General features: G+C 51.8%; 11 protein-coding genes. All 11 read right to left on the bottom strand.

All coding sequences use genetic code 11. From position 1 onward, the window contains the following. Window positions 1–10: 10 nt before the first annotated feature. Window positions 11–694, bottom strand: a complete 684-nt coding sequence (gene rpe / locus DW743_RS01565; RefSeq protein ID WP_022463156.1) for a ribulose-phosphate 3-epimerase — start codon at window positions 692–694, stop codon at window positions 11–13. Between the two features lies 1 nt (window position 695). Further along, entirely contained in the window at window positions 696–1,580 is an 885-nt protein-coding gene (gene rsgA / locus DW743_RS01560) for a ribosome small subunit-dependent GTPase A (RefSeq protein WP_055219788.1), read from the bottom strand. Between the two features lie 2 nt (window positions 1,581–1,582). Next, window positions 1,583–3,850: a Stk1 family PASTA domain-containing Ser/Thr kinase gene (gene pknB, locus DW743_RS01555; protein ID WP_117760488.1), complete on the bottom strand. Its 2,268-nt coding sequence runs from the start codon at window positions 3,848–3,850 to the stop codon at window positions 1,583–1,585. Then, a complete protein-coding gene (locus DW743_RS01550) occupies window positions 3,844–4,587 on the bottom strand; it encodes a Stp1/IreP family PP2C-type Ser/Thr phosphatase (RefSeq protein ID WP_022463152.1) in 744 nt (247 codons plus the stop codon). The genes pknB and DW743_RS01550 overlap by 7 nt, the downstream gene beginning before the upstream one ends. Before the next feature lie 30 nt (window positions 4,588–4,617). Further along, window positions 4,618–5,658, bottom strand: a complete 1,041-nt coding sequence (rlmN, locus tag DW743_RS01545) for a 23S rRNA (adenine(2503)-C(2))-methyltransferase RlmN (protein ID WP_055226967.1) — start codon at window positions 5,656–5,658, stop codon at window positions 4,618–4,620. 3 nt (window positions 5,659–5,661) lie between these two features. Then, a complete protein-coding gene (gene rsmB, locus DW743_RS01540) occupies window positions 5,662–7,026 on the bottom strand; it encodes a 16S rRNA (cytosine(967)-C(5))-methyltransferase RsmB (RefSeq protein WP_117760489.1) in 1,365 nt (454 codons plus the stop codon). Next, window positions 7,019–7,714 carry a zinc metallopeptidase gene (locus DW743_RS01535; protein WP_117760490.1) on the bottom strand — a complete coding sequence of 232 codons (696 nt, stop codon included), beginning with the start codon at window positions 7,712–7,714 and terminating at the stop codon, window positions 7,019–7,021. Before DW743_RS01535 ends, rsmB begins: the two co-directional genes overlap by 8 nt. An 86-nt stretch (window positions 7,715–7,800) precedes the next feature. After that, window positions 7,801–8,772, bottom strand: a complete 972-nt coding sequence (fmt, locus tag DW743_RS01530; protein WP_055219781.1) for a methionyl-tRNA formyltransferase — start codon at window positions 8,770–8,772, stop codon at window positions 7,801–7,803. A gap of 27 nt (window positions 8,773–8,799) precedes the next feature. Next, window positions 8,800–9,291, bottom strand: coding sequence for a peptide deformylase (gene def / locus DW743_RS01525; protein ID WP_055219778.1), 492 nt, complete (start codon window positions 9,289–9,291; stop codon window positions 8,800–8,802). A gap of 63 nt (window positions 9,292–9,354) precedes the next feature. Continuing rightward, entirely contained in the window at window positions 9,355–11,583 is a 2,229-nt protein-coding gene (gene priA, locus DW743_RS01520) for a replication restart helicase PriA (RefSeq protein WP_117760491.1), read from the bottom strand. Then, on the bottom strand, window positions 11,580–13,055 hold the full coding sequence (locus tag DW743_RS01515) for a UDP-N-acetylmuramoyl-L-alanyl-D-glutamate--2,6-diaminopimelate ligase (protein ID WP_117760492.1): 1,476 nt from the start codon (window positions 13,053–13,055) through the stop codon (window positions 11,580–11,582). Before DW743_RS01515 ends, priA begins: the two co-directional genes overlap by 4 nt. Between the last annotated feature and the right edge of the window lie 135 nt (window positions 13,056–13,190).

The raw sequence follows: 13,190 nt of genomic DNA, 5'->3' as shown, positions 1-13,190 counted from the left end.
TTTTTGTATCTTATTCTGCCTTTTTGCTGTATGAAGAAATTTTTTCCTGCAGCTCGCGCACGTTCTGCTCGATGTTGCTGCCAAATACAGCAGAGCCTGCCACGATGATGTTGGCACCTGCCGCAAGGACTTCATCGATGGTCGCGCGGTTGATGCCGCCATCGACCTGAATGTGCACATGCTCCAGTCCCTTTTCATCCAGCATTCTGCGGAGCGTACGGATCCTCTCCGTCGACTCCGGGATATACTTCTGGCCGCCGAAGCCAGGATAAACGCTCATAATCAGAATCATTTCTACCTGATCCATCACGTCCGTAACCGCAGAAAGCGGCGTATCCGGATTTACGGCAACTCCGGCATCTGCGCCTGTTTCATGAATCTTTTTCACGGTTTCTGCCAGATCGCGGCATGCCTCCGCGTGAACCGTGATCATATCCGCCCCGCAGCTTTGAAATTCTTCTACGTACCGCTCCGGGTCCTTTACCATCATATGAACATCAAAATACAGACTGCTTTCTTTTCGGATCGACTTTACCACCGGCATTCCAAACGAAATGGATGGTACAAACATTCCATCCATAATATCGATATGAAGCCACCGGCACTCTGCTTTCTCTACCCTTTGGATCTGTTCTCCGAGACGGTTGAAGTCTGCGGATAAAATAGAAGGTGCCAACTGATATACTCGGCTCATGCTAGTATCTCCTCTTTTCCTGTTCTTTCAGTTCTTCATAGAACATGGTATAGTTTTCAAATCTTTCTTTGCTGATATTTCCCTGTTCCAGTGCCTCTTTGACGGCACAGCCCGGCTCTTTTCCGTGGATACAGCCGAGGAAACGGCATTTTCCTTCGTACGGATGAAATTCCGGGAAAAAGTTTTTCAGCTCCTCTTTTTCCATATCGGTTGTATAAAGCGAGCTGAACCCCGGCGTATCGCACAGATACGTCTCATGGTCGATCGGGATCATCTGGGAATGGCGCGTCGTGTGTTTTCCTTTTTTCAGCTTTTTGCTGATCTCTCCGGTCTCCATCTGGATTTCTTTCTGCATCCGGTTTGTGATCGAAGATTTTCCGACGCCGGACGGACCGGCTACCACCGTTGTTTTCCCTTTCAGGTATGCTTCCACTTCCTGCATGCCCTGCTCTTTCGCTGCACTCACCGTAAAGACACGGTAACCGCAGTTCTCATAGACGCTTCGCAGATGGTCTGTGTAATCTTCCCCCGCAAGATCTCTTTTATTGAAACAGATTGCCGTCGGAACGTTCTGCTGTTCCATCATCACAAGAAAACGGTCCAGAAGCGTCAGGTTCGGGGTCGGATTTTCCAGCGCAAAAATCACAAGCGCCTGATCGATATTGGCCACTGCCGGACGGATCAGTTCATTTTTTCGCGGCAGAATCCGGGTCATATTTCCTGTTTTTTCCGCTTCATCCAGAATCTCGATTTCCACAAGATCTCCGACGAGCGGTTTCTGGCCTTCCTTTCGGAAAATTCCTTTTGCTTTGCACTCATAAATGCCGGATTCTTCTACGTCTACGTAGTAGAATCCGGCAATTCCTTTCATAATCTTTCCTGTCATACTCACCCTTCACTCAACGGAACCGATTGGTACTGTGCAATTGCCTGATAACTTCCGCTCGAATCCATCTCATAGAAGACGATTCTTCCGGTAGAAGAAGCAGACGATGAAGCACTCCAGTTGGTGTTGACAGAATACGGCCAGCTCGTAATGGCCTGTCCGTCCATGATGGTGATGGAGGTCTCGTTTCCGTTCCCATCATCCTGGATCAGCTCAATTTTTGCAATACCACCCTGATACTGATCCGGCGCACTTAAGGTCTGGCTGCAGGACCAGGTAACATCCGTAGCGGTATTTGCGCCCGGCTCTGCCGGTGTCGGGGTCGGTGTATTCTCATCCGGCGTCGTTGGCTGTGCACTCGGGCTATTGACATAAATCGTAACGTCAGAACCTTTCTTTACTTTGGTTCCGATTGCCGGGTCAACCTCCATGACTTCGCCCTCGGCCACCTTGCTGCTGGTTCCTGTTTTTACAATAATATTGAAATCGCTCAGGATTGATTTTGCTGTCTCCTCATCCAGGCCGATTACATCACGGATTGCAATTTCTTCCGCGTCCTTGGATCCCTTGCTGATCACCAGCGTAACGGTAGATTCCGGCGCAACCTGACTTCCCTCTGACGGGTCAACGGAAATAACCAAGCCTTCTGCAACGGTATCGCTGAAATCCTCTGTTGTGGAAACCTGCAGTCCCAGCTGAGTCAGTGCAGCACTTGCAGCGTCTTTCTGTGTTCCAACAATGCCGGTCGGAATGGTTACGGTTTCTTTTCCGGAGCTTACATAATACGTAATCGTTGCATTTTTATCGACTTTCGTTCCCGGTTTCAGATCCTGGCGGCAGATCTTTCCTGCCTCAATGACATCCGATGCCTCGGTTCCGCCGTTGACTACACCAAGGTTCAGGCTGTTTGCCAGATCGACGGCATCTGCCTCGGTTTTGTTGGTCAGATCCGGAACGGTTACTTTTTCCTCTTCTTTGCTGCTGGAAGAAACAACTTCCGTGCTGCTCGAAGATGATGCGGAACTGGAAGAAGCTGCGGTCGGTCCTTTTCCGCCGACAATGCCGGCTGCCTGTGCAATAAAGTAGATCAGCATGCAGATGATGATGGCTGCAATCGCAAAACCGCCGATTGTGATGATCTTTTCGAGTTTGTTTCCGGCTTTGTCATCGTCGTCGTCATCGTCGTAGTAGGAATCGTCGTCATCCTCATCGTAGGAATCGCGGTCATCCTCTTCTTCGTCCTCATCCTCGTCTTCTTCGTCCTCGTAGCTGTAATCTTCGTCCTCTTCCTCATCCTCGATCTTGCTGTAGCGCTTGCGGGCCGGCTCCTCTGCCGTCTGCGCATTTGCCTTTGCTGCTGCGCCGGAACGGATCTGGCTTAACTCCTCTGCGGATACCATAACAGTCTCGGCGTGAGAACTTAACGGAGTTACTTTTACGAAATTGCCCTGCGGCTCCATCAGCGAATGCTTCAAGTCGTCGATCAGCTCCGCCATGTTATTGTAACGGCGGTCCGGGCTCTTCTGGGTACATTTTAAGATAATCTGCTCCAGTGCGAACGGAAGGTTCGGGGTATATTTGGATGGAGATTCAATCTCCTCCTGCAGATGCTTGATTGCGATGGCAACGGTGGTGTCGCCGTCAAACGGCACTCTTCCGGTTACCATCTCGTACATGGTGATACCAAGGGAATAGATATCACTCTTATAGTCCGAATATCCGCCGCGCACCTGCTCCGGAGAGCTGTAATGTACGCTTCCCATAACGTTCGAACTGATCGTATTGGAAGAAGTTGCCTTTGCAATACCAAAGTCGGAAAGTTTTACTTTTCCGTCTGTGGAAATGATGATATTCTGCGGTTTGACATCGCGGTGTACAATATTGCGGTTGTGTGCTGCTTCAAGACCAAGGGAAACCTGAATGGCGATGCTGGTTGCCTCTTTTACGCTCAGTTTTCCTTTGCGGTCAATGTAATCCTTCAGAGTAATTCCCTCGACAAGCTCCATGACGATATAGTAAACGCCGCGGTCCTCCCCGACATCGTACACGTTTACAATATTCGGATGGGACAGTCCTGCTGCGGCCTGTGCCTCCGTGCGGAACTTGCGGATAAAGGTTTTATCCTCCCGGAATTCCGGTTTTAAAACCTTGACGGCCACCATGCGGTTCAGCTTGTGGTCTTTTGCTTTGTAGACATCAGCCATACCGCCGGAACCGATCCGGCTTATGATCTCATATCGTTCTCCTAAAATAACGCCCTCTTTTAACATTCTTTCACCTCGTTTGTAAATGGTTCAACGACAATGACTGCGATATTGTCTCTGCCGCCATTTGCATTTGCTTTATCAATTAAACGTTTCGCCTTGTCCTCACCGTCTTCTCGGCAGATGAGTTCGAAAATCTCCTCATCCGTTACCATGTTGGAAAGGCCGTCCGAGCACATCACCAATTGATTGCCCTCTTCAAGCTGAATGTCAAAGAAATCAATCTTTACGGTATCCTGTGTGCCTACTGCTCTGGTAATAATGTTTTTGTCCGGGTGATTCCGCGCCTGCTCGGGAGTGAGTTCTCCAAGGCGCACCATCTCTGCGATCAGGGAATGGTCCTGCGTCACCTGGTCAAACGTGCCATCTGCTGCCAGATACAGCCTGCTGTCTCCTACGTTTGCAACGTAGGCATAGTTGCCGACAACCGTAGCTACTACCATCGTCGTACCCATGCCTTCCATGGATATATCTCGTTTTGCCTGCTCAAAAATCTGGCTGTTTGCTGCTTCAATTCCATGCCGAATGATCCGCACCGGGTTGAAATTCGTATCTCTTTTTACAGATTCCACCAGTACAGAAACACCGTAACGCGAAGCAAAATCGCCCGCGTTATGGCCTCCCATGCCGTCTGCAACGACAAAGAGGTTCGGAAGGTTTCCGACCGGAGAGGCGGAGGCAAACACAAAATCCTGGTTCATCGTCCGTTTCTGTCCGATATCGGTTGCAGAAAATACCTTCATGCTTTTTTCTCCTGTATTGACAGCCGCTTTTTACGGCTGTTCGTTTGATTTATCGATAAAACTTTTTCTTAACTGTCCACAGGCTCCGTCAATATCGGCGCCCATTTCCCTTCTAATAGTAACATTAATTCCGTATTTTTCAAGTTTATTTTTGAAATTCTCTACGACTTTTTTCGTTGATTTCACGTAATCGCGCTCTTTGATCGGGTTGACCGGGATCAGATTTACATGACAGTTGATATCCGAAATCCGCGCGGAAAGCTCTTTTGCATCGGCTTCGCTGTCATTTTTCCCGCCAACGAGAGAGTACTCAAATGTAATCCGACGGCCTGTTTTTGCAAAGTAATTGCGGCATGCATCGAGAATTTCATCAATGGAATATTTATTGGCAATCGGCATCAGCTCGCGGCGCTTTTCATCGTTCGGCGCATGAAGGGAAAGTGCCAGGGTGATCTGGAGTCCCTCATCTGCCAATTTGTACATATTCGGCACGATTCCGCAGGTGGAAACGGTGATGTTTCTCTGGCTGATGTTGAGTCCTTCCTGGCTCGAAAGCAGCCGCACGAAGCGCACCAGATTGTCGTAGTTGTCCATCGGCTCACCCGTTCCCATGACAACCAGATTGGAGACCCGCTCCCCGGTGTCCTCCCAAATCCGGTAAATCTGGTCGAGCATCTCCGACGGAGTCAGGCACCGCACGAGTCCGCCGATTGTGGACGCGCAGAAGCGGCAGCCCATCCGGCAGCCGACCTGGGATGAGATGCAGACGGAATTTCCGTGGTGGTACTTCATCCAGACACTCTCGATCACGTTGCCGTCGCTAAGGCGGAACAGGTATTTTCTCGTTCCGTCGATTTTGGACTCCTGCACCTGCACTTTTTCGAGACAGGTAAGCGGATACTGTTCCTTTAATTTTTCCCGGAAGGCAAGCGAGAGATTCGTCATCTCATCGTAGCTGCCCGCCAGACGATGATGCATCCAGTCGTATAACTGTTTGGCACGGAACGGCTTTTCTCCCATCTGCTGGCAGGCGTCCTTTAATTCGTCTAAGGTCATTGATTTAATATCCATCTGTTACGCCCGTCCTTCCTCTGTTTTCCGGAATTTTGCAAGGAAAAATCCGTCTGTCTTGTGTACCCCCGGGATCAGCTGCAGCTGTCCTTTGGCCGTTTCTCCGCTTTTCAGCTCATCCGGCAGCAGTTCATCCAGACTGACTGCTTCAAACGGGAACTGTTCCAGAAACCATGCGGCATTCTCGCTGTTTTCTTTTCTGTTGACGGTACATGTGCTGTACAGCAGTGTGCCGCCCGGCTTTACGTACGATGCGGCATTTGCAAGGATTGCCCGCTGAATCCGTACCAGCTCCTCTTCTTTTTCTTTTGAAGCGTAATATTTGATATCCGGCTTTCTGCCGATGACGCCGTATCCGGTGCACGGCAGGTCTGCAATCACAACGTCCGCTTTTCCGATCCATTCCGCATCGAGCTGTTCCGCATCTTTTACCTTCGGCACGACGCAGGAAACACCTGCTCTCTGCACATTTTCCCGGATCAGATCGACCTTGTATTCGGTGAGATCACGCGCTTCCACGCATCCCTGATTTCTCATTTTATCTGCTGCATGGAGGCTCTTTCCGCCCGGTGCCGCGCAGAGATCCAGCACCTGGTCACCCGGCTTTGGATCCGCCAGATGCGCCGCCATCATGGAGCTCACATCCTGAATCTGGAACCGGCCTTCCTGGAAGGCATTCAGTGATGCGATCGTCTCAAAGTTTTTCAAATAGAACGCCTCGCCAAGATACGGCGCTTTTTCCAGCTCTGCCCCCTGGCTTTCCAGGCTTTTCTTCGTCTCCTCGATCGTATTGTTCCAGCGGTTGATACGGATCGTCACCTGTTTTTCTTTCAGGAAATCCGCCATCATCGTTTCTGCCGTTTCTTTTCCGTACTGGGATACGAACTCCTCAACCAGAAATTCCGGCATGGAGTATTTCACGGAAAGATACTGCGTAGTATTGTTCTCCTTCGGTATCGGCAGATGATCCTTCTCCCGCACAATCGTGCGCAGAACACCGTTGACAAAGCCCTTTAAGTTGTAAAAATGCTTCTTTTCCGCCAGTTTCACCGCCTCATTGACGACTGCCGAATCCGGTACTGCGTCAAGAAAACGGATCTGGTACACCGACATCCGTAAGATCGCACGAATCACCGGCTTGCATTTGTTGATCTTGATTTTGGAATACTGATTGATGATGTAGTCATTCTGGATACCGTATTCCACGGTTCCCTCGCAGACCCGCTTGATAAACGCACGGTCCTGCCGCGGCAGGAACTGGTATTTATCGAGGGCGTCCCTTACAGCAAGATGGCAGGGCGTTTTCTCCCTGTCCATCTCAAGCAGAATGTTCATAATCAGCTCTCTTGTATTGATTGTATCAGTCATCGTTTCTCCTAAATGCTCCGGATAAAACCAGCAGCCGGAGCAGCTGCAGCAAGGAACCGATTACGGCTGCCACGTATGTCATGGCTGCAGCCCAGAGTACTTTCTTGACCCCGTCGTGTTCCGTCTCTGTCACCATACCGCCCTCACTGAGCATTTTTAATGCTCTTCTCGACGCATCGAACTCGACCGGAAGTGTTACCACCTGGAATGCCAGTGCCAGCACAAACAGCCAGATACCGGCTTTCACCAGCATCGGAAGGCTGAAAATCAGTCCGATCAGGAACAGCGGCCAGAAAAGCTGGGATCCAAGGTTCGCTGCCGGAACAATGGCGCTTCTTACTTTCAGCGGCACGTAATCCGTATTGTGCTGTACGGCATGGCCGCACTCATGCGCTGCGACGCCGATCGCTGCGACCGAGGTTGAATCGTAAACCGCATCCGATAAATTCACGGTTTTTGTCCGCGGATCATAGTGGTCGGTCAGTTTACCGGATACGTGGCGGACGGTCACATCGTAGATGCCGGCCTGATGCAGAATGCGCATCGCCGCCTCGCGTCCCGTCATGCCGCTGTACGAGCGGACGGTCTGATATTTGCTGAAAATCGTGTTCATGCGGGCGGATACCGCCATGGAAATCAGTGCGGCAAGAATCACCAGCAGATACGTACTGTCATAAAAAAGTCCCATATCGTTTTTCTCCTTTTTTCTCAGGCACAGCAGCCATCACACCGCTGTGCAGTTCCCCGCCTTAACTTCAGGTTGCTTTTTCTCTTTTATTCGCCAAGTCTGGTACCCGGCTCGATCGCATAGCCGCGCAGGAAATCGGCGGTTTTCATCCGTTTCTTTCCTTCGAGCTGCAGCTCCTCGATCACCAGAATGCCGTCTCCCGTCTTTACATGGAGACCTGTCTCATCTGCCACCCAGACTTTTCCGGCACTCTTCGTCGGATTCTGTCCCGGAATTTTCGAAAACAGATCGCCGCCGAACATGGCAATGACTTTGGCATCCCAGATTTTCAGGTTCTTTCCGTTTACTTTTGTAAAAGCACTCGGCCACGGGCTCATCGCACGGATCTGACGTTCGATCTCAACGGCACTCTTCGTCCAGTCGATCTTTCCGTCTTCTTTTTTGATCATCCGCGCATACTCTGTAGTGCTTATCTCCGGCTGTTTTTCCGGTGTCACTTCGCCTTTTTCAAGTTTTGGAAGTGTCTCCACCAGAAGTTTTGCTCCGGCTGCGGCGAGCTTGTCAAAGAGACTGCCGCCGGTCTCATCTGCTGCAAGCGGAACTTCCACTTTCGTCAGCATATCGCCTGTGTCGAGGCCTTCATCCATCTTCATAATGGTTACGCCGCTCACTTCATCGCCGTTCATGACAGCCCACTGGATCGGCGCTGCTCCGCGGTAAGCCGGAAGCAGGGAGGCATGAACGTTGATGCATCCGTATTTCGGCATGTCCAAAATCTCTTTTGGAATAATCTGGCCGAATGCAACGACAACGATCACATCCGGCTCCATTTTCCGGATCTCCTCGATCGCCTCTGCATCCCGCACGCGGCGCGGCTGATAGACCGGAAGGCCGTGTTTTTCGGCTGCCTCTTTCACCGGTGTCGGCATCATCTGTTTTCCGCGGCCCTTCGGTTTGTCCGGCTGGGTCACAACGCCTGTGATCTCATAACCGGCCTCCACGAGTGCCTCAAGTGTTCCCACGGAGAAATCCGGGGTTCCCATAAATACCACTTTCATCTGAAGTCATCTCCTTTATTTTAAGACTTACTCTTCGTCCTCGTACTCCTCATACTCATCGTACGTGTTGTCCCAGAGTTCGCCTTCTACTTTTTCTGTATACATATGTCCGTCGAGGTGATCACACTCGTGGCAGATGCAGCGGGCAAGAAGTTCTGTTCCCTCCAGTTCAAACGGCTGCATGTCGCGGTCCAGTGCTCTTACCTTTACGTAATTCGGACGGGTTACTGTACCGGATTTTCCCGGAAGGCTTAAGCATCCTTCTGCTCCTGTCTGGCTTCCAGAAGTCTCCAGGATTTCCGGATTGATCAGAAGATGTGGGGTTCCATCCACATCCATGACTACGATTCTCTTTAAGATGCCGACCTGCGGTGCGGCAAGGCCGACACCGTTTGCCTCATACATGGTGTCAAACATGTCGTCGATCAGCTCGCTGATTCTTGGTGTCATCTTCTCCACCGGTCTGCATTTTTTCGTTAATACGCGGTCGCCTACGACTCTGATTTCTCTGATTGCCATAATTCTTTTCCTTTCTTTTGCTCTTCTATTATAAATAATCTATGTGTAAACAGTATGAAAAAACTAATACTTTCTGCTGAAGTCAAACTGTAAATAAACGGTACGGAAGCCTTTGTTAATCTCGATATACCGCTCCAGTTTTTCCCGCAGCCCTGCCAGCACCTCTTCCTGCGGCGCGCGTACATACACGGCCATGCGGTACAGGTCATTGATTTTCGACACTGCCTCACTTGCCGGGCCGATGATCTGGACTTCGCGGTTTCCCCGGATGCGGATGAGATATCTGCGAATGTATTCCATCGCCTGCGTCAGATGCGCTTCATCCTCCCCGGCTCCGTGGATCGCCAGAAGCTCCGCCGCCGGGGGATATCCCATCAGACGGCGGTAGTCCATTTCTTTCTCGTAAAATGTCCCGTAATCCTGCTCTGCCGCCGTCTGAATGCTGTAATGTTCGGGATGGTACGTCTGAATGACTGCCATTCCCGGCTTTTCGCCTCTTCCGGCGCGGCCGACTGCCTGCGTCAGCAGCTGGAACGTACGCTCCCCGGCACGGTAATCGACTGCATTCAGGGAGAGATCCGCCGCCAGCGCTCCCACCAGCGTGACATTCGGGAAATCGTGGCCTTTTACGATCATCTGGGTTCCAATCAGGATATCGGCCTTCCCCGCCGCAAATGAGGACAGGATTTCTTCATAACTGTTTTTCGTTTTTGTCGTGTCGCCGTCCATCCTAAGAACGCGTGCCTTTGGAAACAGCTTTTTCACGTTTTGCTCGATCTGCTGTGTGCCGGCACGGAAGCCGCCGATGTACGGGGAACCGCACGACGGGCACGCATGTACCTGCGGTGTTTCATAACCGCAGTAATGGCAGACGAGCTTTCCGTTATTGTGTGCTGTCAGTGATACATCGCAGTGCGGGCATTTCATCACATGGCCGCATGCACGGCACGAGACGAAGCCCGCATAGCCTCTGCGGTTCAGAAACAGTACAACCTGTTCCTTTTTTTCAAGCCGTTTTTCGATCTCTTCCCGCAGTTTTCCGGACAGAATCGAACGGTTTCCCATCTGTAATTCTTCCCGCATATCCGCGATCCATACGGACGGAAGTGCTGCATTTCCGTACCGCGCATCCATCCGGAACAGCGCGTACGCTCCCGTCTCGCAGGCGTAAGAAGCATCCACCGACGGCGTTGCCGAACCCATCACCACATGGGCATGCTCCAGCCCGGCGCGGCGCACGGCGGTCTCCCTTGCATGGTAGCGCGGCGTCACTTCACTTTTATAGGAGGTTTCATGCTCCTCATCGATTACGATCAGCCCCAGATCCGGAAACGGTGCAAAGAGTGCGGAACGCGGACCGATCATAATACTGACCTCCCCGCGCCGCGCGCGCTCCATCTGGTCGGCGCGCTCGGACGGTGTCATCCGCGAGTTGACCACCGTGACCCTTGTTCCAAACCGTGCGCAGAACCGCTCCACGTTCTGATACGTCAGCGCAATCTCCGGGATCAACACGATCACCTGTTTTCCTTCTGAGAGCACTCGCTCCATCAGCTCCATATAGACGAGCGTTTTGCCGCTTCCCGTCACACCGCGGATCAGGCAGGGGCGGTTCTGTCCTTCCCATTCCTTTCGAATGCCGTCCACCACGGCCTGCTGCTGTTCGTTTGGTTTTCCCGCAGTTGTTCTTCCTGCCGCATCAGATACCGGATTTCTCCAGGTGCTCGTACGGCGGATTTCCAACACGCCCTGCTCTTCCATCACGTGCAGCGTATCTGCCGTGATTTTCAGTTTCTTGCTCACAACCGGCCCTGGAAGAACCGGCTGGGCCAGCAGCGCGTTTAAGAGACGGATTCTCGCTTTATAATTTTTCTTTCTGTAGTTTTCCAGCAGCTCCTCACATCTCGCAGGATCTGCAAGAAGCGCAATTTCGCGGGTTTCTTTCCCGCGCGCCTTTACTTTGACTGGAAGCACCGTCTTTAACGCCTGGATCATCGTCGATCCGTACGTATGACGCATCCACGCGGCGAGCGCGATGAGCTTCGTCTCTACGGTCGCCGCATCCTTTTGTACCGCGAGGATGGCCTTCATCCGGTCCTGCGGATATTTCGGCTCGTTTCCGACGGAAAGCACATAGCCGGTGATCGTGCGGTTTCCGTTTCCAAACGGAATCTGTACCGCCGTTCCCGGACTGATCTCCCCTGTCAGTTCCGGCGGAACCTTGTACTGAAAGGTCCGGTCCAGTTTTTCATTTGTGATGTCTACGATTACATCAGCGTAAACGCTGCTCATACATTCCCCTTACTTTCTTCCAGTATTTCCCGGATCAGCACGCGCTCATCCATCTCGTACCGTTTCCCCTTCCGGATCTGATACGTTTCGTGGCCTTTTCCCGCGAGCACCACGAGATCGCCCGGCTGCCGGTTTTCGATCACATACCGGATCGCCTCCTTACGGTCTGCAATCTCAACGAAAGCGCCTTCTGTTTTCCCGATTCCCGTCCGGATATCGTCCAGAATCGCCTGTGGTTCCTCATCCCGCGGATTGTCCGAGGTGATGACGGTCAGATCCGCCAGACGCCCCGACACCTCTCCCATCTGGAATCTCCGGTCCCGCGCGCGGTTTCCGCCGCAGCCGAAGAGACAGATCAGGCGCTTCGGATGGTACTTCCGCAGTGTCTTTAACAGGCTTTCGAGGCTCATCGCATTGTGTGCGTAGTCAATGAGAAGCGTCATTTCCGGATACACCGGAACTGCCTCACACCGCCCACGGACGCGGACTGCGGAAAGTGCCTCCTGCATCGCCTTTTCCGGGATTCCCATCTGCGCGCAGACCGCAATGGCGGCAAGCGAGTTGGAAACGGAAAACAGACCCGGCAGATCTACCCGTACCGGAAAATCCGCTGCGCCCTGCACCCGGTATGAGACACCGAGCACGCCGGGCGCCTGATCGAGTGCTGCATCTGCTGCCATAAAATCAGCTTTTTCCCTGCATCCGAATGTCACCAGACGGCAGGTGCTCTGCCTTATGATCTCCGGAAACCTTTTGTCATCCCGGTTTACAATTCCGGTTCTGCAGGTGCGAAGCAGCTTCTTTTTGCAGGACAGATATTCTGCAAACGATGCATGCTCCCCGGCGCCGATGTGGTCGTTTCCAATGTTGGTGAACACACCGTAATCAAACGTAATTCCATCACACCGGTGCTGTTTTTCCGCCTGCGAGGAAACCTCCATCACAACATGGGTGCAGCCCTCCCGCATCATTTCAGAAAACAGCTTCTGCAGCACAACAGGCTCCGGCGTTGTATTTTCTGACGGAATGCTTTTTTCCCCGATCCTCGTCTCGATCGTTCCGATGAGTCCTGCGCGTATCCCTGCTTTTCGCAGGATTTCGTAAATCATATATGCAGTCGTCGTCTTTCCCTTCGTGCCGGTCACTCCGATTGTCACAAGGTGCTGCGCCGGATCGTCCTCCCAGGCACAGGAAAGCTGTGCGAGTGCTTCTCTGCTGTCCTTTACTACGAGTACGGTTACCTTTTCCGGAATCCCTTCCAGTTCCCGCTCCGCAACCAGAACAGCAGCGCCCCTCTCGACTGCTTCTTCTGCATATACGTGCCCGTCCATCCTGTTTCCGCGGATGCAGACAAACACGTTCTGCGGCTGTACTTTTCTGCTGTCGCATGTGATTCCTGTAACTTCCGCATCCAGACTGCCCTGCTGGAGCTGATATGCGATCCGTTTTTGTAACGTGCGCATGTTTTTCATGCCGGGACCTCCCTTTCACGTTTCAAATCCCTACGACTCAGATACTTTTATAGAATACCATAGTCCGAAAAACATTTCAATGTGCGCAATGTCGGTTTCTTCTTGATTTTTGCCTCCATAAACTTTATAATAGTT

Source organism: Blautia sp. AM28-27 (assembly GCF_003480905.1).
GTDB classification, from domain to species: Bacteria; Bacillota; Clostridia; order Lachnospirales; family Lachnospiraceae; genus Fusicatenibacter; species Fusicatenibacter saccharivorans.
This window is presented reverse-complemented; position numbering and strand designations above follow the sequence as displayed.